Genomic DNA, 26,237 nt, shown 5'->3' with positions numbered 1-26,237 from the left:
GTCTAATGCATCAAGCTTAAGAGTCGCTTCACCTTTTTGATTCTACCTAAGTGATCAGTATGATATGTTTTATTACCATCTACAATATATATTGTATTAGACTGAGGATTATTAAGATCTTTATTCCAATTACCTTTACTGCCTGATTCGGTTTCAAGAGTTACAATTTCAAGCTTATAGTGAGCTTTCGTTTTAACGTCTGACACCAGCCATTTGATTCTTGCGTATTTTAATGCTCGTAATGAATGGGCAAAGGGTTCAGCAAGCGCACCTATCAATAATCCTTCTAAAGCATTTTTAAAACGTCCTTCAGCAACGCTATCATCGGGATCAGCTTGTAAATACTCAGTAACAGGATTTTGTAGTTCTTTAAATGATTGAACGAGATTGGATAGCCGTTCTTCGTGAGGAGCAAAAACCTTAAAATCCGTGACACCGCCCGCTATTATGCTTTGACCTAGCTTACCCATTTTCGATATAGGTTTGATAAACTTGATTGCTTTAGATGCAGGGATAAAACCGATAAGAAATTGGCTTACACCATGGGCAAGTGCGCCAGATGTGGTTTCGGTCTCAGGAACATTGGTCAATTGAATCGGTTTTTTTATTTCGTCGTCAACACCATATTCCATAGCTTGTTTAATTAGGGATGAATCCATGCTAAATCCGCCACAGATTGCGCCGCATCACGAATCCCGCCTAATAATTGTAATGGTACATCGTAATACCATGGACGAGCTTTTTGCTGCTTATCAAAGACGATATCCACATATTTGGCGTTTACCGGCAAGCTAACATAGGCGTAACCACTGCTGTCTAAAGTCCCTTGCTTAAGCATCTTCTGGCTGGCATTATCAAATATCGTAAATGGGTGATTCGCTAAATGATCAACCATCAATTCAATATAATTATCTTGATTATTATATTTTGTCTTCAGCTCGTACATTTTTACTTCATCAGGGGTTAATTTACGAGGTGTTCGGTTACGATTTGATGTGTTATGTTCGGGTTGTAACATACCTGAATGATGTTCAATAGGCATTTCAAATAAAATAGCGCGTTGTGATTCTATTGCTTCTTTTAGTGCTGCAGAGAGTCTTTTATCGTCTTTATTACAGGTATTAGTCCCATAATATAAACCCAGCTCTTCAAGGGGTGGGTATAAGTTCTTACACTCGTCTTGATGTTTAACGCAATAATGGATAATTTCATCCATTTTACTACTATAATCATAGCGAACAGGTTTTAGCTTACTATATTGTATAAGACTGTTAGTGATTAAAGGATTAGGGCGAAAACTTGAATACTCTTCTTTTTGGTTTTGTAATTCTTGCCACTGCCTTGTGGTCATTAATAAATAATATTTCATGATATCTATGATTATTATATGCTGTAACGATAATTTAATTTACTTTATATAATATCGGTTATTAATTATTTTTTTAAATAGCAGATGTGTAACTATATATTTATCGTCTATTACCGTTAATGGCTTCCATTTTTTTGTGGAAGCGAACAATCGTCATTAATTTTGCACAATCTTTTATTCGTTACCGTTCGTTAGATATTTCAGGAGCGTGCTAAGCGGTTAGCTGCCTTTTATGATATTAAATAGGTATCCATTTACTTGCTTAAACGCCTATTTTTATGATGAATAATTGTTTAAAAACCATGTAATCACAATAATTATATAGCCTTTAGTGTGTCCAAAAACTCATAAAGATAAAAATAATTTATTGAACTATTTACATTAAAATTTTGAGATTATGAGAGAGTTCAGCATAAAGTTTGTGTAAGATGGTTTTATACTTGGAAATATATACTTGCATGTCCATTTGTTAAAAGACTCTTACAAAATAGTGAATTGGTGGAGCCAAGGGGGATCGAACCCCTGACCTCAACGCTGCCAGCGTTGCGCTCTCCCAGCTGAGCTATGGCCCCCAATAGAAAGGGATAAACTGGGGCTAATGATATGCAACTAGAGATTAAGTGTCAATCTATTTGATTTTATTTGTCTGATAATTAATCAAGTGATTTCTGCCACAATCAATGTGGCAGAATATTAGTTTATGGTAATATTGAAGGTTGATCAGCGCCTTCTGCTTCTATTTTTGGAGGCATAAAGTGCTCGCGCTTAACGCCTAGTTTAAGGGACATATATGCAGCCACATAAATCGATGAAATTGTACCAAGTACAATACCAACGCCTAATGTTTCTGAGAAACCTTTCAACATAGAACCTCCAAAAATATATAGGATAACAACCACGGCAAGCGTTGTTCCTGATGTCATTAAGGTTCGATGTAGTGTTTGCGTTAACGAGATGTTGATAACATCATAAGGAGATGCCCGGCGTATTTTTCTGAAGTTTTCACGAATTCTATCAAATACCACAATAGTATCATTAAGTGAGTAACCAATAATTGACAACATTGCAGCAATAATAGTTAGATCTAATTCACGTTCAAACAGTGATAGATACCCAGCGGTAATAACTACATCATGCGCTAATGCAACTACCGCTCCAGTACCAAATCGCCATTCGAAACGAAATGCAATATAAATTAGTATACAAACTAATGCTGCACAAATTGCCAATATACCATCTTGGGCCAGTTCTGCACCAACCGTTGGTCCGACAAATTCAATTCGTTTAATTTGTGCATCTGCATCAATTTCTTTATGAACTAAATTAGAAATTTTTGCACCTAATGCATTATCAATTACTGATGATGCACTGCCATCTTCTTGCTTAGCTGAAGGTAATCGAATGATAATATCTTTACTACTACCATAGTATTGAACAACCGGTTCGTGATAACCAGCATGACGTAAACTATTACGTAGATCATCAAGATTAACGTCTTTGTTCACAGTTATTTCAACAGTAGTACCACCTGTAAAATCTTGCCCAAGGTTAAAACCTTTTACAAAAATAATAACAAATGATGCTACCACCAATAACATTGAGATAACAAAAGCTACAAAGCCAAATTTTAAAAAGTCGAGCACTCTGCGGCCATGATTCAATTCTCTTACATCATGATTTTCATTTTTATTAACAATCACAATAAACCTCTAAATTGATAACTTAGTAACACGGCGACCACCATAAATAAGATTGGCTAATGCACGAGTACCTACAATCGATGTAAACATTGATGTTATGATACCTATACCTAATGTTATAGCAAAACCTTTGATTGATCCTGTACCAACAGCATAAAGGATAACCGCAGTAATTAATGTAGTTATGTTAGCATCAAATATACTGCTCCAGGCTCCTGCATATCCTTCATTAATTGCATGTTGTACGCCACGACCATTGCTGAGTTCTTCTTTTATTCGCTCATTAATTAGAACATTTGCATCAACCGCCATACCGACTGTTAATACTATTCCAGCAATACCTGGCATACTTAATGTGGCTCCAGGTAATAAGGACATTATTCCAACAATTAGAATGAGATTAGCAACTAGTGCAAGGCTTGCAAATACACCAAACAAACGATACATGACCAACATAAAGATTACAGAAACTAATAATCCCCATACGCAAGATTCTAAACCTTGTGTAATGTTCTCTTGTCCCATTGATGGTCCAACTGTACGTTCTTCAATTATCTGAATTGGTGCAATCAATGCCCCTGCTCTTAAGAGTAGTGATAAGTTTTTAGCTTGATCAATGCTGCTTATACCCGTTACTTGGAATCGTTCACTAAAAATACCCTGAATTGTTGCAACATTAATAACACGTTCTTGTTTTTCAAGAATCGGTTTATCATTTTCATCACGTTTGCCTGTATCTTTATATTCAACAAATAACGTAGCCATTGCTTTATGAATATTTTTTTGAGTGAAGTTTAACATTGCTTTACCGCCTGAATTATCAAGCGTAATGGAAACCTCTGGTTGACCATATTCATTAACTCTAAACGTAGAATCAGTAATATGATCTCCTGTTAAAACGATGCGTTTATAGAGTAAAACAGGGCGTCCATTTTCCATATATTTGATTTCAGAACCGTAAGGTACACGTATTTCACCTGCCAACATAGCGGGTAAATTAGCGGTGTTATCTTCATTTACTTGTCTAAATTCAAGTGTAGCAGTGGCGCCTAAAATTCGTTTAGCTAAGGCTGTATCTTGAATACCTGGTAATTCAACGACAATTCGATCTGAACCTTGGCGTTGAACAATTGGTTCAGCTACACCTAATTGATTTACACGATTACGTAAAATAGTCGTATTTTGTTGTACAGCATCATTTTTAGCTTGTTGTAATCGTTGCTCACTAATGCTTAAGGTAATAGTGTTTTCATTTTGAGAGATAAGTTTAAAATCTGGGATAGCATTGATTTTAGTAATGGCTTTATTACGATCTTCGGTACTATCAAATTGTATAACAATTTGTTGGTTACCATCTTTATTAATTGATTTATATTTTAATTTGCTACTATTAAACTCAAATTTTAAATTTTCAATAGATTGTTCAATGAGTTTACTTAATGCAGTGGTCATATCAACTTCCATTAAAAAATGAACACCACCTCGCAAGTCTAAACCAAGCTTCATCGGCTCTGCGCCTAATACAGTAAGCCATTTTGGTGTTGCTGGAGCCAAATTTAAAGCAACAATATAAGCGTCACCTAACTCTTTAGAAATCAGTTCTTTAGCTTTTAGCTGAGAATCATTATCACCAACACGGATTAAGACGGATTTATTTTCAAAAATAAATGACTTGGTTTCAATGTGGTTATCTGCCAAAATTTTTCTGATTTTATCTTGTGTGGTAATATCAATTTCAGAAGTATTTGAACCAGAAATCTGTATAGCAGGATCTTCACCATAAATATTTGGAAGCGCATAGAGAAGGCCGACGCAAATCACGACGACCAACATAATGTACTTCCACAAAGGATAGCGATTTAACACGACGTATTCTCTTGTGGGATTAGGTAATTAACACAATGAACTATAATAGGAAATACACTATTATAGTGATTTCATTGTCCCTTTTGGTAAAACAGATGTGATGAAGTCACGTTTGATCACAACTTGAGTTGAATCATTTAATTCTAACGCAATATAACCATTTTCGTTAACTTTTGCTACTCGACCAATAAGCCCACCATTGGTTAATACTTCATCACCTTTAGAAATCGCAGACATTAAGTCACGATGAGCTTTAGCGCGTTTTTGTTGTGGGCGCATAATCATAAAATAGAAAAACAAACCAAATACAACTAACATAATAGGTAAGAAATAAGGATTATTTTCAACTGCAGCACCATCAGCAGCATAAGCATTAGAGATTAAAAAGTCCATACAGGTCCTCTTGATTCAAATAAAATATTAAAGGTCAGAATTATAACACAAGAAACAATTCTGTTATTAACTATTTCTTGTTAAGAAGTTTCAGGTTAACTATACGTTTGAGTATAAAAAATAACGATCTATATTAGATAAGCTACAATTATTCCGCCAACAAAATAATGAAAGCGGAAGCGTTTTTATTAGGTTGTTAAGTATTGCGCCATGCTTACCAAGTTAAATAACCATTTTGGATAAATGCCGCAAATCAAAATTAATAGTGCAGATAATGCTATGATAAGCTCACTTATTTTTATATCCTGCCATTTTAATTTAATTACTGGATTGTTTATTAATTGATCATCACGATAAGTTGGTCTGATATAAAGATTAATTATTAAACGCGCATAAAAATAAAGTCCCAACGCACTACCTATTACTACAGCGGCTATTAACCACCACAATTCCGCAGTAACACCTAATAATACCAGTAAAAAACGACCTACAAAACCGGCTGTAAGCGGTACGCCCGCTAATGATAATAATCCTATTCCCATTGTTAAGGCTAAAATTGGTCTACGCCAAAATAATCCTGAAAGATCGACTTCATTTTCATGATCTTGCAGTTCATTTGAATGAGATTCCAGACTAATCACACCTAAAATGCAAATGTTTGCTAAAATATAACCGATTAGATAGACGCCGATGGTTTCTAAAGCAAGCACTTGATATTGCACGGAAATTAAAGCAATTAATAAATACCCGAAATGTGCAATGGAGGAGTATGCAAGCAACCGTTTTAAACTACTTTGCATTAATGCGATTAAATTACCCCATAAAATAGACAAAAAGGCCATGATCACCAAAATCATACGGATGGTTTCATTATTAACAATCGGTGCCAATAAAAACAACCTTGCAATAGCACAGAATAGTGCAACTTTACCAACTGTTGATAAAAGCAAAGCCACAACTGTTGGTGCGCCTTGATAAACATCAGGTAACCAAAGTTGAAATGGAACCAATGATAGTTTAAAGCCTACACCAACGAGTATTAAGCAAACCCCCATGAGTAATAAATTACTTGGATAAGACATCGTTGATAGTTGATAACTCAAACCACTGAAAGTCAGCTCGCCTGTTGTAGCATAATAAAAAGCAATTCCCATTAATAAAAACGCACTCGCCACAGCTGATAAAATCATATATTTAACCGCGGCTTCTAAGGAGTGGGTTTGGATATATTGATAGCCTATTAATCCGACAAAAGGTATTGAAAGCAATTCGATACCAATAAAGAACGAAATTAAATGACTAGCATACACAAGTGTTATACCGCCTAAAGTCATAAATAATAAAATGACGTAAAAAAGACCATGAGGTAACTGCTCTTGTACAAACCAACGATAAGCCAAACTAGATACGGTAATGGCAATAATTAAAATTAAGCCAGTGTAGAGCAATCCATAATTATCACAGGTAAAAAGTGCTGTAATATGGCTCGCTTTCCATTGCGGCACAGAAGCATCAGCTTGTAAATTGTTGCTACCTTTATTGTTATCTGCTGCCGTTGTAGGATCAGTATTGACATTACTTCCAACAGGAGTACTCTCTTCGTTATTAGTATATGTCACAGAATTAGTACTAGTTTCGATATTAGTGTGAGTTTCAGTATTAATATTTGTTTTGTGATTAATGCTAGTACTTACTTCAGTATTATTTTCTTTTTTGGTATCAGCTTGCGTATTAACATTATTATCATTAGATGCTGCACCCACTTCAGTCGGTACAGCATCTACGGCAATAGTTTGCTCACTTGAGGATGCAGCATCTTGAATTGATACATCAGAATTGTCCGATATTTGCATATTATCATTACTAATATTAGTAATCATTTGGGTACTAGATGAAATATTGTATCCAATAATGACAGCACAAGTTAACGCACACCCTAAACCGCATACGGTTATAATAGCGCACACTTTAGAGTTTATTTTTATAAAAAATAATAAGATAAGCAAAACAATGATAGTAAAGCTTATTACAAATATAGGCGATAATGCTATCATAAGTTATTACTCTCCTACTCGTTCCGCAGTTATATATTGCTGTGTTTGATTCACCACCGAATAAGACATATCTAAAACTATTTGTGGATATAAGCCAATAAAAATAAGTACAATAAATACACTAGCTAGTAGTGAAATATCTCGTTTACCAAGTTGATGTTTTGTTACACAACCTTTTTCAACAACACCATAAAATATAGGTTGCATTCGAATAATAAAAGAAACAGACAATAGTAATAGACCAACAACGAGCAAAATTGTATAAGATGAAAAAGACGAATAACTACCAAGTAACATCATATAATTTCCGACAAAATTAGCTGTGCCTGGAATACCTAAAATTGCTAACATAAAAAATAAGGTGAAAGAAGAGATATAGCGTACTTGTTGTTTAAGACCAGTGAATTGATTGATGTTGCGTGTTGAATAACATTCAACTAACAAGCCACTAATTATAAACATACCAACGATAACTAAATTGATAGCAATCATTTGTATTACAATACCTTGATAAGCAATAACAGAACCACTATAGATAATTGCAGTTACAAATCCCATTAAGGCGATATGTACATAAGCTATTAATTTTTTGATGTCGGTTTGAATAAATGTTAGTAATGCCGAGTAGATCACTGTAAGTAATGCCATTATCATAATTAACGGCATAATCATAACAGAAGCATTAGGAAAAAGTGGAATAACTATACGTAACAAGCCGAATGTCGCGGTTGTGAGTAATAATCCACTTATCATCATTGAGCCAGTAGTTGATGACTCAATGTGAGCATCTATAAACCAGCTATGAAAGGGTACAAACGGAACGCGAATAATAAAGGCAGCTAAAAAACCTAACATCAACATAAACTCAGTGTAACTTGAAATTGGTGTTTTGGTTAGTTCTTGGTAATCAAATGTCCAATAACCCGATAAAGTCCAGTTAATTAATGCCAACGAGACAACTGAAATTAACATCAATAGACTACTAATTTGTGTATAAATTAAAAATTTACTCGCCCCGTTAAATCTTAATTGAGAATTTGAGTCTCGCCTTCCCCATAAAGAAATTAAAAAATAGATTGGTATTGCCACTGCTTCCCAAAAAAAGAACATTAAAAATAGATCGGTTATTACAAATAGCATCATAATGGCAGATGTCATAAATAAAATGCATAAATAAAATAAACCGAAATTATTCGGGTTTTCTTTGCTTGAATAACCAATCGTCAGTAATACAATAAATAGAGTTGAGGTAATTAAAACTAATGATAAGCCATCTAAAACTAAATGGAAGTGAATATTCAGCAAAGGAATCCATTCAATATTAACTTCTTCTTTCCAATTATTGCCTTGCTGTAAAACAGTTATCCCCTCATGCCATAAACTTAATGATAACAATAAAGTTATAAAAATAGTTATGAAAGCAATAATCATCGGTAATTGATACCATCGCGAAACCATTCGAGAGGATCTCACAATTCGCAATAAAAATACATGGCATAACCAACTAATAAATCCACCTATAACAGGTAAAAAAACAAGCCATAACAACATGAATGATTACACCTTTATTAAATAAAAACCAGTAACATTAATATAATAATGCTACCTATAACAATAGATACCATATACCATCGAATATGCCCATTTTCTAAGCTGACAATATATGAGTTTATTTTTTTTATGCCCAACATAATCCAATTATCCCAAATCGCCAAAGGATCTTTTTTAAGCATATTCGCTAAAGACACATAAGGTTTTACAAAAATGACATTTAGAAAATAATCAAATCGCCAATCGCAACTACATAATCTTACGATGAATTTCACCATTGGCGTATCAAGTACCTCTCGCACTTCACTATTTGGATGTGCATATAGAATATAAGCAATAACAAAGCTTAAGACAGTTACCGCAGCTAACAACAGTTGAAAAGATAACTGACTATCAGTATCAAGCTTGGCAATTGGAAAAATATCTTGAACCGGTATTGGAAAATAGATAAAAATGGCCGTTGTAAACATCAGTAAGATAAAAATTGGACAATAACTAATCCATTTTGTTTTAGCGAATTCAGCAATTTTTGGTTTATGGTAAAAAACCATGAAAATTAAGCGCCATATACTTAAACTAGATAACAAAATGCCTAATAAACCAATCGTTCCTGCTATTAAATGATCTTTTATCATTAATCCCCAAATAATATCACCTTTAATATAAAATGAAGCTGAAATCCAAGGAATTGCACTTAACGATAACATAATAATCAAAAATATGGCATATAAAATGGGGAATGATTTTAAAAGTCCTCCAAGTTTATTAATATCTCTCTCACCTTGACATTTTTTGAGTAATATTGCCGATGCTAAAATTAATAAAGTACTGGTTACAACATAATTAATTAAGCAATTAATAGATAAACCCCAACTTTGGGTTGCAAAAGCATAAAATAAATAACTGATTTGAGCTAAATTAATATAAGTTGCAATTCGTTTAACATCACTTTGTACTAAGGCGATGGAGCTTGCAAATAAGACCGTCAGCGATGAAAATATTGTCATGATCGCTAACGTATCACTAGACATAATAAACAAGTTACTTAATCTTAAAATCAAGTATACTCCTGCTAATATAACAGTAGATGATTGCATTAAAGCTACAGCAGGCATTGGTGCTAGTGTTGTTTCGACAAACCACGATTGCATTGGAAAAAGAGCAGACTTACTAATAGCACCTAAAAATAGCATCAATGTGATCCAAAAGATGATATCGGAATCAATCGCTAAATTATCATGGGCTTGTGTTAAAATCTCACGAATATTTAAAGTACCTAAGGTTTGATAAAGTAAAAATACACCAACAATTAAAAAGATATCCGTTAAATGCATAATCACAAAAGCTCTAACGGCAGCATAACCATTGCGCAATTGTTTATAATAAATACCAATAAGTAAGTAAGTACTTATACTCACCCCTTCCCAACCAATTAACATAACTAATAAATTATCAACCAATATAATAGTTAATATACTTGCGATTAATAAATTGCTATAGGCATAAAAAGTATAAATATCTTTTTTTGATGTTAGATAGCTTGCCGCAAAGAAATAAATTAATAATCCCAAAAAGGCAATTATAACTAAAAATATCAATGATAAACCGTCTAAGGTTAAAGATAGAGGTACGATAAAATCCCCAACCGAAAACCAATTCCATAATGGTCTGGTATACACTAATAACATATCCGGTACTGTGTTTTTTATATAATCAATACAGGTAAACATAGTAATAAGATCTGTGATTAGCATTGTACTAAAACCGATAATCATGACATTAATCGGTCGGAGATGTCTACCTAGACAAACTAGCAATAAAAAAGACAGCAAAGGAATAATAATAGTTAAGTAAAGTAAATTCATCCTTTCATTTCACTCAGTGAATCAATATTAAAGATTTTACGGCGATATATTAGTTTCATTAGCAAAGCAAGTCCTACACAAGCTTGAGCTAATACAGTAACCACCGCCAAAATAGCAAGAAGTTGTCCTTCCGATTGTTGCCAATAGCTACTTGCAGAAACTAATGCAACGATAGCACCATTATTCATAACCATAAGGCTTAATAACAAAAAATAAAGATTACGACGAATCATTACGCCTAATAAACCTATCACAAATAAAATTGAGGCAAGAATAAGACTATACATAAGAGAAATCATATTACTTCTCCGACAAAAGTCGATGCATAAAATGATAAGCGATCACAATTGCACCTAATAATAAAAAACCAGCAAGTTCAGATATCAAAATATAAGCATATACCGACATTTCGTGCATCAATTCATGCGACTCTTTGATTTGAGAATAGTCTGTACTAACGACACCATAAATAAGAACAACAAGTAAAATAAATGCTAAGACTAAAGGCCCTAACCAAATTTTAGGACTGATACCTCGTTTTCTATTTTCTACATTATCTATACGAATTCGCAATATAACCGCAACAGATAGAAACAAAATCACTGTACCGCCAATAAATAATAAAATGTATAGAACAACAGAAAAATATGCATCAAGCAAAATAAATATTAAGGCCGAAGAAAAAAGTGAAACAATAAAGTATAAAATAGCTTTATCAACACGTAAGCAACTAATTGCTTTTATACTGGCAAACACCGCAATAATCGACGCAATATAGAAAACAATAAGCATTAAATAATAATCCAATATGCATTTATAGTTCCGTTAGTATATACCCAAATTATATTAAGATACAGTTTACTGACATTGTGTTAACAGAAAACAAACATAAAAAAAAGCAATTTGGTTAAAAAATAATAGGAAATTTTATTTTTATACAACAGTAAAGTAAGACAAATATAATTAAAATCATAAAAAAAATAAAAATTATAAAATTTTATAATTTAAATTCAATCTAGTATTGTTATAAAGTATATAAGTTATATCACATTAACTAACATTTATTCCAACACCTTTAAATTGTCATGCTCATTAGGCAGATTAAAGTTTGTTTTGACTTAATAAAGATAAAAACGAGAAGATAATGAACAGTGAATATTCCTCTATGCGAAGCAACGTCAATATGCTAGGTACTTTACTAGGTGATGCAATAAAACGGGCAGCAGGTAATGATGCATTTGACTTAGTTGAACAAATCAGACAATTATCAAAAACCGCTCAACAAGGTAATAAACAAGCTCATAATAAGTTACTTAAACTCATCGAAAATCTTAATGATGAAGATTTATTACATGTGGCTCGTGCATTTAACCAGTTCTTGAATTTAGTTAATACCGCAGCAGAATATTATGGAATATCGCCACATGGTGAAGCATCAAGCAGCCCTAAAAAAATGACAGAACTGTTTACCACCCTGAAAAATCTTAACTTCTCATATCAGACGATTAATCAAGCCATTAATAATCTTTCTATCGAACTAGTATTAACTGCCCACCCAACAGAAATCAATCGTCGTACCATGATAAATACTTATACTGCGATTAATAGCTGTTTATCGCAACTGGATCACAACGACTTAGCGGATTATGAAATAGAACGAATTATGCGTCGTTTGAAACAATTAGTTTGTCAAGCTTGGTATACCGATGAGATACGTAAAAATAGACCAACGCCACTTGATGAAGCTAAATGGGGATTTTCCGTTATTGAAGATAGTCTTTGGGAAGGTGTACCACTTTTCTTGCGTGAATTTAATGATCAGCTTGTTGATGCATTTAATGAACAATTATCTGTTGAGCATGTACCAATTAAATTTACTTCATGGATGGGAGGGGATCGCGATGGCAACCCGAATGTAACAGCAAAAGTGACTGAAAAAGTTATGTTGCAAGCTAGATTAAAATCAATTGAATTTTTTTTAGCGGATATTCAAATTTTGGTTCGTGAATTATCCATGACTGAATGCAGTCAATCTGTTATTGATCTATTGGATGAAAATAATAGATCTGCAACTGAACCTTATCGAGCTGTAATGAAACAACTGCGTACACGTTTGGTAAAAACTCATAGTTATATAGCATCATTATTAAATAACGAACAAGCGTTACCTCCTGCGGATATTTTGATTAAAAACGAACAATTATGGACACCACTCTATACGTGCTATAAATCTTTAATTGAAAATGGCATGTCAACTATTGCACACGGTCCATTACTCGATACTTTACGACGTATAAGAAGTTTTGGTCTACAACTTCTAAGATTAGATATTCGTCAAGATAGCTCAGTACATACTGAAACGCTCGATGCATTAACACAAGAACTTAACTTGGGAAGTTATGCCAAGTGGTCGGAAGAAGAAAAACAAGCCTTTTTGTTAACTGAACTGCAATCTAATCGTCCACTGTTACCTTATCATTGGCGACCAAATGAAATGGTTCAAGAAGTCTTAGATACCTGTCACGTTATTAAAAAAGCCGGTGAAGAATCGATTGCGTCTTATGTCATTTCGATGGCAAAAGCACCTTCTGATGTCCTAGCCGTTTACTTACTTTTAAAAATTGTTGACTGTCAAAAAAATATTCCTGTTGCGCCTTTGTTTGAGACCTTAGAAGATTTAAATAATGCAAAATCTGTTATGCAAAAGCTTTTAGATATTCCTTGGTATCGTGAAAAAATCAATGGCAAGCAGATGGTTATGATTGGCTATTCTGATTCAGCTAAAGATGCTGGAACGCTTGCTGCATCATGGGCACAATATCGTTCACAAGAAGAGTTAGTTAAATTATTTGACAAATATAATATTAATTTGGTGTTATTTCATGGTCGTGGTGGATCAATTGGTCGAGGGGGGGCACCCGCACATGCCGCATTACTATCACAACCACCAGGATCATTGAAAGGAGGACTTCGTGTCACTGAACAAGGTGAAATGATTCGTTTTAAACTCGGTTTACCCGAAGTAGCACTTAGTAGTTTGATGCTATATGCTTCAGCCATTTTGCAAGCAAATTTATTACCACCACCCGAACCTAAACAGGATTGGCGAGATATTATGGATAAAATGTCTGATATCTCTTGTCGTTGTTATCGTAGTTACATTCGTGAACGATCTGAATTTGTCGATTATTTTAGAGCAGTAACACCAGAAACTGAATTAGGTAGATTACCACTCGGCTCACGTCCACAAAAAAGACGAACAGGAGGCGGTATTGAAAGTTTAAGAGCCATTCCATGGATTTTTGCTTGGACACAAAACCGTTTGATGGTTCCTTCCTGGCTTGGTGCAGGAACAGCGCTAAAACAGGTTATCGAAGAAGGTAACAAAAATCTACTTAAAGACATGTATCATAACTGGCCTTTCTTTAATGCTCGTTTAGGTATGCTCGAAATGGTGTATGCTAAAGCTGCACCAAATATCCATGAATATTATGAGCAAAGACTTGTCAAGCCAGCCTTATGGCCACTGGGAGAAGAGTTAAGAAACTTATTGACTCAAGATATTAATACGGTATTAACTATCACCGATGATATCAGTTTGATGGCTGATCTACCATGGATCGCGGAATCTGTTGCATTACGTAATACCTACATTGAGCCACTAAATTTATTACAAGCCGAATTATTAAGTCGTTCGCGCAATCGTAATAATGAGGATGAAAATAGTAATGTTGAACAAGGATTAATGATCACTATCTCGGGTATTGCTGCGGGAATGCGTAACTCAGGATAGTAAAAACAGGAAAAAATAAAAAGAGCACCAGCTCTTTTTATTTTTCTAATAATTCATCTAAATACGCTTTAGCATCTTGGTCACCTTGTTCACTAGCTTTAGTAAACCAATATATTGCTTTATTAATATTTTTTTCCACCCCTTCGCCTTCTAAATACTTAATAGCGAGATTATATTGTGCATCAACACTACCTTGTTCAGCCGCTTTCATATACCATTCAATGGCCTTTTCAGTATCTTTTGACACACCGCCACCTACGTCATACATAACGCCAATATTATATTGAGCATCAGCATTGCCAGCTTCCGCAGCTTTAGTAAACCAATTCGCAGCCTGCACATTATCGGGTTTTGTGCCTGTGCCAGTTGCATACATGATACCTAAATTATACATAGCAAGCACATGACCATGTGTAGCAGCTTGAGTATAAAAATAGATAGCAGCGACATAATCTTTGGTTAATCCATCACCATGCTCTGACATTAATCCCAAATAATATTGTGCTTCTGGATTACTTTCTGTCGCAGCTTTACTAAACCAATCAGCAGCAATCATACGATCTTGTTTAACGCCATCACCAAAAAAATACATAATGCCTAAATTTAAATAAGCATCTAAAACACCTTGTTTACCAGCTTCAACAAAATATTTAACCGCATTTGACACATTTTTGTCCACACCTTCACCATTTTTATACATTAACGCTAAATTATATTTGGCCAATGCATAATCTTGATCTGCGGCAAGTTTGTAATATTTGAACGCTTCATATGGATCAGCAACTGTTCCCAAACCATTTTGGTACATATACGCCAAATTATTTTGTGCTTTCGCCAAACCTTGCTCTGCCGATTTTTTATACCAGAATAATGCTCTGATATCGCTAATTTCAACACCTAATCCTTGTTTATAAATAGTACCTAAAGAATATTGTGCCTCAGCATTACCGTTTTCAGCAGATACACGCAAAGAAGGAATCAATGCTCCAGGTTCGGCAACTTGTAGATCCGTATCTGATTGCACTTTAGTTTCATGCGCCAAAGCACCATAAGAGATGGATAAAACTAGTACTAATAAGATTTGAAATTTTTTCATAATTTTTTTATTACCATAACATGGTCGATAATTATACATAACCATCTAAAAAAAAAATAGTTTTTATTTTTTGGTTCATTTATTTACCGTACATAATTTTAACTTTAATTATTTTTTACTCACAATCTTTAATTCAAGATATTCCAAGCTTGTCCCAAATTTCATCAATATGGGCAATAATTTTGGGATCTTTTTTTATTATTTTTCCCCATTCTCGACTGGTTTCGCCTATCCATTTATTGGTTGCATCTAACCCCATTTTAGAACCTAATCCGGAAATAGGTGAAGCAAAATCTAAATAATCAATCGGGGTATTGTCGATAAATGTCGTATCACGATGCGGGTCCATACGTGTTGAAATGGCCCACATGACATCTTTCCAATCTCGAGCATTAATATCGTCATCACAAACAATCACAAATTTAGTGTACATAAATTGACGTAAATAGGACCATACACCCATCATGACACGCTTAGCATGCCCAGGATATTGCTTTTTTATAGTGACAATAGCAATACGATATGAGCATCCTTCTGGTGGCAAATAAAAATCGACAATTTCAGGAAATTGTTTTTGCAAAATTGGAATGAACACTTCATTTAATGCAAGTCCCATGACCGCAGGCTCATCAGGTGGTCGCCCAGTATAAGTTGAATGATAAATAGCATCTTTACGACGTGTAAGGTGAGTTACGGTAAAGACAGGAAATTGTTCAATTTCATTATAATAACCTGTATGATCACCATAAGGACCTTCTTGTGCTAACTCATTGGGATCGATGTAACCTTCAAGAATAATTTCAGCCGATGTAGGCACATCTAAATCATTGGATAATGATTTAACAACTTCTGTTCGTTTACCCCTTAATAACCCTGCAAAAGCATATTCAGGTAAAGTATCGGGTACGGGTGTAACCGCAGCTAAAATGGTTGCAGGATCAGCACCAATTGCAATACTAATCGGAAATTTTTCATTAGGGTGTGCTTGTTGCCATTCGGCAAAATCCAATGCACCGCCACGATGAGATAACCAGCGCATAATTAATTTATTTTTACCTAAGATCTGTAAGCGATAAATACCAATATTTTGCCGATCTTTATAAGGACCTTTAGTGATAGTCAATCCCCAAGACAACAGAGGCGCTACATCTTCAGGCCAACAATGCATAATGGGTAAATGGGTTAAATCAATCTCATCATTTTCAAAAACCACTTCTTGACATGGTGCTGACGATCGTTGTTTAACTGGCATATTTAAAACTTGTTTATATTTAGGTAAAACATTAAAAAACTGACGAATACCTCTAGGTGGATCAGGTTCGCGTAAAAACGCTAACAATTCACCAATTTCACGTAAAGCTGAAGTGTCTTCGCACCCCATGCCCATAGCCACGCGTTTAGCAGTACCGAATAAATTACACAAGACTGGCATATCATAGCCAATCGGATTTTCAAACAATAAGGCAGGTCCTTCATTACGTAGTACCCGATCGGCAATTTCTGTCATTTCAAGATAAGGATTAACAGGATAAGTAATTCTTTTTAATTCACCTTGCTGTTCAAGATAATCTAAAAATCCACGAAAATCAGAAAAGTTCATTTATCATCACTCTCTATTACTTGTTAACCTTTTGTAAATCGTATTCAAAGGTACCTATTAATCCATAAGATGGTTATCTCTTTAACCATCATTAGTCTTCATCAAAATTTTCACTGTAAATCGGTGTTTGTTTATTTTGATTACACTCTACAATTTTAGGTAATAAAACTTCAAATTGGTTTTTATCAATTTCAGTAAAATTATCAGGTTCAACTTGATAATATAGATATTGTTGGCTCTGATCATCAAATTGGAAAGAAGCTAACCAATAATTTCTATCATCACTATTTTCATTCGCAAATATCTTAATAATACTACTTTCGCGCTTTTCGGGTTGATTATGTAATTTATAATCGATTATTTTCTCAGCAATATGAGAATCATATTCATCAAAAATAATATAATCACTTTCATTTGTTTGACATTTTTCAATATTAATTTCGGCATAACTGCTGGTTATTGAAAAAAATAAACAAAATAATACAATAGTATACTGGCTTAATTTCATTTATTACCTCTTAACTCGATTTAAGAAAGTTGTTAATTTTACTAATAGCCTGACTATTATTAGACGATACAGTTAGGTTAGCAGCATCACTCATAGCCAGCCATTGATAAGCTAAGTGCTCGGTAAGAACAGGAATTACTTCGTTAGCAAGAGGCAAATAAAACCAATGTTCTTTATTTATCTTAACTTCTGGCGAATATCTATGTCTAAACTGTGGAAAAATCTCAAATTCAACTGTATGGTTAGCATCAATTAGTTTAAGATCATCCTTAATAATATCAATGCCTGTTTCTTCTAAAACTTCACGAATTGCTGTTTGTCTTGGCAATTCATTTGTTTCCATGCTACCTGTAACTGATTGCCAAAATAATGGATCATCTTTGCGTTGTAACATAAGACAACGTTTGGTTGTCTGGCAGTAAATCACCACCAGAACCGACTCAGGTTTTTTATATTCTCGCATCAAAATATCTTTATTTCTTAGATACTTCAATGCCAAGCTCAACCAATGCAGCAGAATTTGCAGGACTTGGTGCATCAGTAAGTAAACACGTTGCAGCGGTCGTTTTAGGAAATGCAATCACATCGCGAATATTATCTGTTCCAGTAAGTAACATACTCAATCTATCTAATCCAAACGCTAAACCTGCATGTGGCGGTGTACCATATTTTAGCGCATCAAGTAAAAAACCAAATTTTTCACGTTGATCTTGTTCATCAATTCCTAATATTGAAAACACAGCTTGTTGCATTTCACTTCGGTGAATACGTACCGATCCTCCACCAACTTCATAGCCATTAATTACCATATCATAAGCATTCGCTACAGCATTTTGAGGATTATTAATTAACTCTTCAGGTGTGTAATCTTTTGGTGATGTGAACGGATGATGCATAGCGCTTAAACCTTCATCTGTTTCTTCAAACATAGGGAAATCAATGACCCAAAGTACCGCCCATTTATTTTCATCAGTGAGATCTAAATCTTTACCAACTTTCAAACGTAATGCACCTAAAGCATCACTAACAACTTTATAACTATCAGCACCAAATAACAAAATATCACCATCTTTCGCATTGGCACGGTTTAGTAACGCTTCCATTTGCGATTCACTAAAGAATTTAGAGACCGGACTTTGTACGCCTTCTAAACCTTTACTGCGTTCATTAACTTTAATCCAAGCCATACCTTTGGCACCATAAACAGAAATAAACTGCGTATATTCGTCTAACTGCTTACGTGTTAATTGGGCGCCATTTGGAACACATAATAAAGCCACTCTTCCTTTAGGATCATTTGCTGGTGTTGAAAATACTTTAAAATCGATATCTTTAATCAAATCGGCCACATCAATGATTTCAAGTGGATTACGTAAATCTGGTTTATCACTACCATAACGACGCATTGCTTCGTCAAAAGTCATAATCGGGAATTTGCCTAAATCAACATTTTTAACATGCAACCAAAGTTCGCGTATCATTTTTTCCATAATTTCACGTACTTGTTCGGCTGTCATAAACGAAGTTTCAACATCTATCTGTGTAAATTCTGGTTGACGATCGGCTCGTAAATCTTCATCACGAAAACATTTAACAATTTGATAATAACGGTCAAACCCAGACATCATAAGCAATTGCTTAAATAATTGTGGTGATTGTGGTAATGCATAAAATTCACCTTTGTGAATTCGGCTCGGTACCAAATAGTCGCGAGCACCTTCTGGCGTAGCCTTGGTTAACATGGGTGTTTCAATATCTAAAAAACCATTCTCATTCATAAATGAACGAACAAAGGCGGTAATTTGTGCACGGGTTTTAAAGATGGTGCTCATTTCAGGTCGGCGTAAATCTATATATCGATATTTTAAACGCTGTTCCTCACTGTTATTTTGGTTAAAATCCAGAGGTAATACATCACTACGATTAAAAATAGTAAGTTCGGTTGCTAAAATTTCAACCTCGCCAGTTGCCATATCTTTATTAATTTGACCTTGAGGTCTCGCTCTGACCTTTCCTTTAATTTGAATACAAAATTCATTGCGTAACTCACCAGCTAATTGATATGCTTGTGGATAATCAGGATCAAAAAAAACTTGTACAATTCCTTCACGATCACGCATATCAATAAAAATCATACCGCCTAAGTCACGACGTTTATTAACCCATCCACATAGTGTAACTTCTTGATTAACATAATTTGCGTTTAATTGTCCGCAATAAATTGTTCTCATTAAATATATCCTGTGTACAATTGTCTAAAATAATAATTATTATAGAGCAATTTATCAGGGTATAAAGACTCTGTTTTAAAATAATCACTATTTATTTTATTTATACTTAATTTATCATAATAATTTTACTTTATACGTATTTTATTAATATTATTTAAATTCAATAAGATAATAAATTTAAACGCGACTTATGTTGTTATACATTAAAAAATGTTTAATTTATTAACTTGTAATATCAAATAATTATTAATAAGCTTAAGTATTATTTAAATATTATTAATTTGATATGAAAGCTTTAATTTCAATTGACTACACAAATGATTTCATTGCCGATGATGGCGCATTAACTACAGGCTCTGCTGGTCAACAAATTGAATCAGAATTGTTAAACATAACGGATTCATTTATTAAAAATAATCAATTAATCGTTTTTGCAATTGATGCCCATGACCCGACCGATGAATACCATCCTGAAAATGCACTTTTTCCACCTCATAATATGATTGGAACGGTTGGACAACAATTATTCGGTCGTTTGCACCAACTTTATCAAAGACATCAAAATTCAACCAATATTTATTGGATCAATAAACGTCACTATTCAGCATTTTGTGGTACAGATCTTGATTTACGTTTGCGAGAAAGACATATCACCGAAATCCATCTAATTGGTGTTTGTACGGATATTTGCATTTTACATACAGCCGTAGATGCCTATAACTTAGGGTATAAAATAGTTATACATCAAAATGCTGTCGCAAGCTTTGATCCTATTGGTCATCAATGGGCTTTGAAACACTTTCAAAATGCCTTAGGAGCAACATTAATATAAAAACAGATAACAATATAAAAGAGGAGTAGGAATGGAAGTTTTACGAGACTATAAATTGCATATAATTGCACTGTTAGTAGTCATTAGTTGCGAACTAATCGGTAAACAATCAATATGGATTATCGCCGTTTATCCAATATTATATGCAATGATCTTTGGCGGAATAATTAGCCTACCAAAGCTAAATATATTAACCCATAAAAATATGCACAATGCAAGTATCGTTATGATGGTTACATTAATGTTACTCATTGCAAAACTTGGTGTAGCGGTAGGTCCGAAAATTGATATGATTTTAGAGGATGCAAAATTAGCTCTTATTTTTCAGGAATTAGGACATTTTGCCGGAACAATTTTACTTGGGTTACCGTTAGCAATGCTATTAGGTATGAAAAGAGAAGCTGTTGGGGCGACCTATTCCGTTGCTCGTGAGCCGAATATAGCCATTGTAGCAGATAAATATGGTTTAGACTCTCCCGAGGGTCGCGGTGTAATGTCTATGTATGTATGCGGCACACTTTATGGTGCAATTTGGATGAGTATTCTTGCCAGCCTAATAGCTCACTTGGATATTCTTCATCCTTATGCTTTAGCCATGGGAGCGGGCGTAGGTAGTGGAAGCATGATGGCTGCATCACTTGCTCCGATAAGTGATCTATATCCAGATTTATCAGAAAACATTAATGCTTATGCAACCACAGCAAATTTAATGTCTGGTATTGTTGGTATTTATATTTATACACTCTTTTCTTTGCCTTTCGCTTCATTCATGTATAACACTTTAGACCGTATTCGACACAATAAATAAGGATCCGATAATGAAGATTTTAGAAACAATTTTTGTACTTATTTTAGTGGCGATTATTATGGCAGCTGGCAATACTGTGGGATATAAAATTGATTTTATGCTATCACTTGAAGCATTGTCTATTTTAGTTGTCATTTCTATTTTAGGATTTTTACTAAGTAAGTTACCCGGATTAAAAAAATTTCCAATAATTTTATGGGTATCGGTTGTTGCAGCTACGGTTTCTTCACCAATATTTCCATATCATGAAAAAGTTGTTGCAATGACAGATCACGTTTCATTACTTGCTATCTGTACGCCAGTACTAGCTTATGCTGGACTCGCTATAGGTAAAGATCTTGCGTTATTTAAAAATATTTCTTGGCGAATTATTCCCGTATCTTTAGCTGTGTTTTCTGGTACATTTATTTTTGCAGCCTTAATCGCTCAAATCACTTTGCATTGGGAAGGCGTGATCTAATTTGGATAAGGATTTTATTTATGACAAAAGAAGAACTAAAGAAAAAAGTTTGTGATGCAATTGCAAATCGCAAAGCAGACATCAAGTCGATTGCTGAAGCGATTTGGTCTGAACCAGAGCTTGGTTATAAAGAATACAAAACCGCTAAAAAAGTAGAAGACGCTTTTGAAAAATTAGGTGTACCTTTTAAAAATAAATTAGCACTCACTGGTGTTAAAGGTCGTCTTAAAGGTGGTAAAGGAAGCCAATATAGTATCGCAATTATTGGAGAACTTGATGCAATTATTTGTGCCGACCACCCTGCTGCGGATGAAACGTCTGGAGCAGCTCACTGTTGTGGTCATAATGCACAAATCGCTAATATGATGGCTGTCACTATGGGGCTAATAGACTCAGGGGCTATGCAATTTTTAGCTGGTGATGTAGTACCATTTGCAGTCCCAGCAGAAGAATATGTTGAAATTACCTATCGAAATCGATTGATTGAAGAGGGGAAAATCAAATACATTGGCGGTAAACCAGAATTGATTTCACGTGGTGATTTTGATGATATAGATATGGCATTACAGATACACTTAACGAGCATACCGAATGAACGCCAAGATGGTTTTATTGAAATCTCAACGACAAGCAATGGTTTTATCGGCAAGTTAATTAAATATAAAGGTGAAGCAGCCCATGCCGCAGCAGCCCCACATGCAGGAGTGAATGCTTTAAATGCTGCAATGATGGGAATGATGGGTGTTCACGCAATTCGTGAAACATTTCAAGAAAAAGATTACATTCGATTCCATCCAATCATTACCCAAGGCGGTGATTTAGTGAATGTTGTACCAAGCGATGTTAGAATGGAAAGCTACGTACGAGCAGGCAATGTCCCTGCTATGATTGATGCCAATGAAAGAATAAATCAAGCATTGAAAGCTGGAGCTATGGCAGTTGGTGCAACTTGCGAAATTAAAGATTTACCAGGTTATTTACCATTACATAATAACCCAACACTTAATAATCTATTGAAGCAAAACGCTGAAAATTTAATTGGTGAAGAAAACGTTTCAATCGCACCGCATATGACTGGAAGTACAGATACTGGCGATCTATCGCATATTATGCCAGTAAGTCACCCTTGGATTGGTTCGGTTAGAGGAATTTTACATGGTAAAGATTATACTGTATATGATGAACAGATGGCTTATATACGACCTGCACAAATGATGGCTTGTACGATTATCGACTTACTTTACGATGATGCCAAACCCGCTCAAACACTCATAACAAACTACAAACCACTTATGACAAAAGAGGAGTATTTAAAATTCCTATCTGGTTTTGACAAATAAAGTTTAAAACTTGGCTCAATCTTGTGCCAAGTTTTTTGTTATACTACTTACTTTATTATTAACAACAATAATCACATCATATGTTAACACTTACCGATCAAGAATTATTTCGTTATGACAGACAAATAACTTTGCATGGTTTTGACATTGAGAAGCAGCAAATTTTAAAAAATAGTTCAGTATTAATTATTGGATTAGGAGGATTAGGTTGTTCAACTTCTTTGTATTTAGCTGCCTCAGGTATTGGTAAGTTAACTTTAAATGATTTTGATACCATATCCGCTTCAAATTTAAATCGACAAATTTTATATACCTATAAATCAATTAATCAAAACAAAGTTGATGTGGCTAAGTACGCTTTAGTCAATATAAATCCTAATATACAAATTAACACCGTTAATCAACAGCTTGATGACCGCGATCTCATTTCACTCATTAAGCAGCATAATATTATTATTGATTGTACGGATAATTTAGTTACCCGTGAACAGATTAATCGCTGTTGTTTTCAAGAAAAAAAACCATTAGTTTCAGGCGCAGCAATACGAATGGAAGGTTTGTTAAGTGTATTTACTTATCAACCTAATGAACCATGTTATCACTGTTTAAGTCGTCTATTTGGGAATGAACAGCTAACTTGTGTTGAAACGGGTGTAATGGCACCTTTAGTTGGTATGTTTGGATCAATGCAAGCCATAGAAGCAATAAAAGTCCTGACTCATTATGGTCATCCATTATCGGGTCGATTATTGATGGTTGATACAATGAATATGCAATTTAATCAATTTACGTTATCTAAGCAGGAAAATTGTCCTGTTTGCGGTAATCACAGAACTGACCAATCAGAAAAATGAAACAAAATAACCGTATTATTTTAGCTCCAATGGAAGGGGTACTTGATTATCAAGTGAGACAAATTTTAACTGAGATCAATCAATTTGATTATTGTGTAACAGAATTTGTACGAGTCACTCATCATCAATTATCCAACCGCACCTTTTATCGCCTTTGTCCTGAACTCCATAATGGTGGCAAAACTGCATCTGGTACCCCTATTCGAGTACAAATTCTTGGCCATTCACCACAGTGGATGGCAGAAAATGCAGTAAAAGCAATTGAACTGGGTTCATTTGGCATTGATATTAATTTTGGTTGTCCGGCTAAAACCGTCGTGGGCAGTCAAGGAGGGGCTTATTTATTACAATATCCTGAACAAATTTTTAATATCGTTAGTCAAGTTCGACAAGCCATAAACCCCTCGGACATATTATCAGTTAAAATTCGCTTAGGTTGGTCTAATAAATCACATTGCGATGAAATAGCCAATGCAATTGAAAGTGCTGGAGCTAATGAGATTTCCATTCATGGTAGAACTAAAGAGGATGGATATAAAGCGGATAAAATTGATTGGCAAACAATAGCAAAAATCAAACAAAACCTAACAATTCCTGTAATTGCCAATGGTGAAATTTTTTCTATTGAAGATGCGCAAAAATGCATTGCTCAAAGTCAAACCCATGACATTATGTTGGGTCGTGGAATTTTAGCTATCCCCAATCTAGCCAATATGATCCGCAACCAACAACCAGCATTAAGTTGGTCACAAGTATTGGAAATTTTAATCCGTTATGCAAATTCATCCATCGATGATGTTAAACCGCTTTATCATTCTGCCCGTATTAAACAGTGGCTTACTTATTTAAAGTACCATTATGTAGAAGCATCAGAGATGTTACAAAACATTAGAACATTAAAATCGCAACAAGAAATATATACATTCTTAAAACAACAAATGATACAGCCCATACTATAAATTAATCTGATATTTAAATGATGGATGAAAGTAATACTTCGTTAATTTTCGAATAAATAAGCACGATAAAGTGAATGATATCGCACCCAACAATATGATTACTATGGATGTTAGGTTTGTATTTTGTAATGACACATAATAAATTAACCAATTTGCAACTTTCCATAAAACAAAATTTAAAATAAAGATAATAAGGTTTAAGGAAATTGCGCACTTGATTATTCTATCGGTTTGTAACACAACAAACATTTGTGTGAACATATTTTTACTAACCAAAATGACAACTAATAAGCTAAATAAATAACAACAAATTGGCAAAAAAATATGTTCCCAAACTGAAATAAAATAGTAACTGTTATGTACTAAGACATCTAAAATAAAAGAAGGAAAAGCAATTAAAATAAAAAAGAAAAATACTAAAAACAAAGTAAAATGAATTTTAGTACTATTAATTATAGTCAGTTCGAAAATCTGTTTACCTTTGTCAAAATGATGATTTAATACTTTGATATAATAATAGGTAAATAATCCAGAAAATAGGTAACATAGGCTATAGGGGATAATGCATAAAACTAAAATAAATAACCATGAAGCCATATTAATCATATTTATCAAAATATTATCAAAAATAGCTTCGGCTATGGCATTAATTAAATAGCCTATCATACAAACAATAATGACATTAAACATTAACAGAGTAATATTTTTAGAAGTCACTTGATGAACATTGACTCGATGCAAACTGATAGTTGAAATACCAAATAATAACAAACACTCTGGAATTGTACGTAGTAATTGATATGGTGCAAGTTTATATAATATACCCCATAAAAACTCATAATCATGAAAGGTCGATATAAAGGTAATACCAAATCTAATATTGAAACTAAAAGCACTACAGAAAAAAAATAGTGCAATAAAAATAAAAGGTAGCTTAAAAAAAGCTAATTTTTCCATT

The 26,237-nt window shown here is 34.0% G+C and carries 23 protein-coding genes and 1 tRNA gene; 7 read left to right on the top strand and 17 right to left on the bottom strand.

What is annotated here, in order from left to right; genetic code table 11:
* Positions 1 to 2: 2 nt before the first annotated feature.
* From J4T76_RS06705 to J4T76_RS06655, 11 genes are all read right to left on the bottom strand, one after another.
* Entirely contained in the window at positions 3 to 659 is a 657-nt protein-coding gene (locus J4T76_RS06705) for a hypothetical protein (protein ID WP_267355529.1), read from the bottom strand.
* The gene (locus tag J4T76_RS06700) at positions 644 to 1,369 is read right to left on the bottom strand and encodes a hypothetical protein (RefSeq protein ID WP_267355527.1); all 726 of its coding nucleotides are present in this window, start codon (positions 1,367 to 1,369) and stop codon (positions 644 to 646) included. The genes J4T76_RS06705 and J4T76_RS06700 overlap by 16 nt, the downstream gene beginning before the upstream one ends.
* Positions 1,370 to 1,865: 496 nt before the next feature.
* Positions 1,866 to 1,941, bottom strand: a tRNA-Ala gene (locus J4T76_RS06695).
* A gap of 126 nt (positions 1,942 to 2,067) precedes the next feature.
* Positions 2,068 to 3,066, bottom strand: coding sequence for a protein translocase subunit SecF (gene secF, locus J4T76_RS06690; protein WP_416380342.1), 999 nt, complete (start codon positions 3,064 to 3,066; stop codon positions 2,068 to 2,070).
* Between the two features lie 12 nt (positions 3,067 to 3,078).
* A complete protein-coding gene (gene secD, locus J4T76_RS06685; RefSeq protein WP_267340064.1) occupies positions 3,079 to 4,935 on the bottom strand; it encodes a protein translocase subunit SecD in 1,857 nt (618 codons plus the stop codon).
* A gap of 60 nt (positions 4,936 to 4,995) precedes the next feature.
* On the bottom strand, positions 4,996 to 5,328 hold the full coding sequence (gene yajC / locus J4T76_RS06680; protein ID WP_267340065.1) for a preprotein translocase subunit YajC: 333 nt from the start codon (positions 5,326 to 5,328) through the stop codon (positions 4,996 to 4,998).
* 188 nt (positions 5,329 to 5,516) lie between these two features.
* Positions 5,517 to 7,382: an NADH-quinone oxidoreductase subunit N gene (gene nuoN, locus J4T76_RS06675; protein WP_267345428.1), complete on the bottom strand. Its 1,866-nt coding sequence runs from the start codon at positions 7,380 to 7,382 to the stop codon at positions 5,517 to 5,519.
* Between the two features lie 6 nt (positions 7,383 to 7,388).
* Positions 7,389 to 8,933 (bottom strand): complex I subunit 4 family protein, encoded by a 1,545-nt coding sequence (locus J4T76_RS06670; protein WP_267340068.1) that lies wholly within the window; start codon positions 8,931 to 8,933, stop codon positions 7,389 to 7,391.
* 17 nt (positions 8,934 to 8,950) lie between these two features.
* Positions 8,951 to 10,798, bottom strand: a complete 1,848-nt coding sequence (locus J4T76_RS06665) for an NADH-quinone oxidoreductase subunit 5 family protein (protein ID WP_267345430.1) — start codon at positions 10,796 to 10,798, stop codon at positions 8,951 to 8,953.
* Positions 10,795 to 11,097, bottom strand: a complete 303-nt coding sequence (gene nuoK / locus J4T76_RS06660; protein WP_267340072.1) for an NADH-quinone oxidoreductase subunit NuoK — start codon at positions 11,095 to 11,097, stop codon at positions 10,795 to 10,797. The genes J4T76_RS06665 and nuoK overlap by 4 nt, the downstream gene beginning before the upstream one ends.
* Position 11,098: 1 nt before the next feature.
* On the bottom strand, positions 11,099 to 11,590 hold the full coding sequence (locus tag J4T76_RS06655) for an NADH-quinone oxidoreductase subunit J family protein (RefSeq protein ID WP_267340074.1): 492 nt from the start codon (positions 11,588 to 11,590) through the stop codon (positions 11,099 to 11,101).
* A 352-nt stretch (positions 11,591 to 11,942) separates the two neighbouring features.
* Between J4T76_RS06655 and ppc the strand changes: the two genes are divergently transcribed.
* Entirely contained in the window at positions 11,943 to 14,591 is a 2,649-nt protein-coding gene (gene ppc, locus J4T76_RS06650; RefSeq protein ID WP_267340075.1) for a phosphoenolpyruvate carboxylase, read from the top strand.
* A gap of 37 nt (positions 14,592 to 14,628) precedes the next feature.
* Here the strand turns inward: ppc and J4T76_RS06645 are convergent, their stop codons facing one another.
* From J4T76_RS06645 to aspS, 5 genes are all read right to left on the bottom strand, one after another.
* Positions 14,629 to 15,687 carry an SEL1-like repeat protein gene (locus J4T76_RS06645; RefSeq protein ID WP_267340076.1) on the bottom strand — a complete coding sequence of 353 codons (1,059 nt, stop codon included), beginning with the start codon at positions 15,685 to 15,687 and terminating at the stop codon, positions 14,629 to 14,631.
* A gap of 133 nt (positions 15,688 to 15,820) precedes the next feature.
* On the bottom strand, positions 15,821 to 17,287 hold the full coding sequence (ubiD, locus tag J4T76_RS06640; RefSeq protein WP_267340078.1) for a 4-hydroxy-3-polyprenylbenzoate decarboxylase: 1,467 nt from the start codon (positions 17,285 to 17,287) through the stop codon (positions 15,821 to 15,823).
* 91 nt (positions 17,288 to 17,378) lie between these two features.
* Complete coding sequence (locus J4T76_RS06635; protein WP_267355524.1) at positions 17,379 to 17,795, bottom strand: hypothetical protein; 417 nt, start codon at positions 17,793 to 17,795, stop codon at positions 17,379 to 17,381.
* A 10-nt stretch (positions 17,796 to 17,805) separates the two neighbouring features.
* The gene (nudB, locus tag J4T76_RS06630) at positions 17,806 to 18,258 is read right to left on the bottom strand and encodes a dihydroneopterin triphosphate diphosphatase (protein WP_267340081.1); all 453 of its coding nucleotides are present in this window, start codon (positions 18,256 to 18,258) and stop codon (positions 17,806 to 17,808) included.
* A gap of 10 nt (positions 18,259 to 18,268) precedes the next feature.
* Positions 18,269 to 20,026: an aspartate--tRNA ligase gene (aspS, locus tag J4T76_RS06625; protein WP_267345434.1), complete on the bottom strand. Its 1,758-nt coding sequence runs from the start codon at positions 20,024 to 20,026 to the stop codon at positions 18,269 to 18,271.
* Positions 20,027 to 20,312: 286 nt separating this feature from the next.
* Between aspS and J4T76_RS06620 the strand changes: the two genes are divergently transcribed.
* The 6 genes from J4T76_RS06620 to J4T76_RS06595 all read left to right on the top strand — a co-directional run bounded on the left by J4T76_RS06620 (position 20,313) and on the right by J4T76_RS06595 (position 25,279).
* A complete protein-coding gene (locus J4T76_RS06620) occupies positions 20,313 to 20,858 on the top strand; it encodes a cysteine hydrolase family protein (protein WP_267340084.1) in 546 nt (181 codons plus the stop codon).
* A gap of 31 nt (positions 20,859 to 20,889) precedes the next feature.
* Positions 20,890 to 21,666, top strand: a complete 777-nt coding sequence (locus J4T76_RS06615) for a DUF3100 domain-containing protein (protein ID WP_267340085.1) — start codon at positions 20,890 to 20,892, stop codon at positions 21,664 to 21,666.
* A gap of 10 nt (positions 21,667 to 21,676) precedes the next feature.
* Positions 21,677 to 22,126 (top strand): hypothetical protein, encoded by a 450-nt coding sequence (locus J4T76_RS06610; protein ID WP_267340086.1) that lies wholly within the window; start codon positions 21,677 to 21,679, stop codon positions 22,124 to 22,126.
* Positions 22,127 to 22,146: 20 nt separating this feature from the next.
* Positions 22,147 to 23,466: an amidohydrolase gene (locus J4T76_RS06605; protein ID WP_267340088.1), complete on the top strand. Its 1,320-nt coding sequence runs from the start codon at positions 22,147 to 22,149 to the stop codon at positions 23,464 to 23,466.
* Between the two features lie 80 nt (positions 23,467 to 23,546).
* Positions 23,547 to 24,320 carry a molybdopterin-synthase adenylyltransferase MoeB gene (locus J4T76_RS06600; protein WP_267340089.1) on the top strand — a complete coding sequence of 258 codons (774 nt, stop codon included), beginning with the start codon at positions 23,547 to 23,549 and terminating at the stop codon, positions 24,318 to 24,320.
* Positions 24,317 to 25,279, top strand: coding sequence for a tRNA-dihydrouridine synthase (locus J4T76_RS06595; RefSeq protein ID WP_267340090.1), 963 nt, complete (start codon positions 24,317 to 24,319; stop codon positions 25,277 to 25,279). Before J4T76_RS06600 ends, J4T76_RS06595 begins: the two co-directional genes overlap by 4 nt.
* Here the strand turns inward: J4T76_RS06595 and J4T76_RS06590 are convergent.
* Positions 25,274 to 26,236 carry a hypothetical protein gene (locus J4T76_RS06590; RefSeq protein WP_267340092.1) on the bottom strand — a complete coding sequence of 321 codons (963 nt, stop codon included), beginning with the start codon at positions 26,234 to 26,236 and terminating at the stop codon, positions 25,274 to 25,276. The genes J4T76_RS06595 and J4T76_RS06590 overlap by 6 nt on opposite strands.
* Between the last annotated feature and the right edge of the window lies 1 nt (position 26,237).

Source organism: Gilliamella sp. B3022 (genome assembly GCF_028751545.1).
Classification (GTDB): Bacteria; Pseudomonadota; Gammaproteobacteria; order Enterobacterales; family Orbaceae; genus Gilliamella.
Note: the sequence above shows the minus strand (reverse complement) of the source record. Positions and strands in the feature narration are given on the sequence as shown.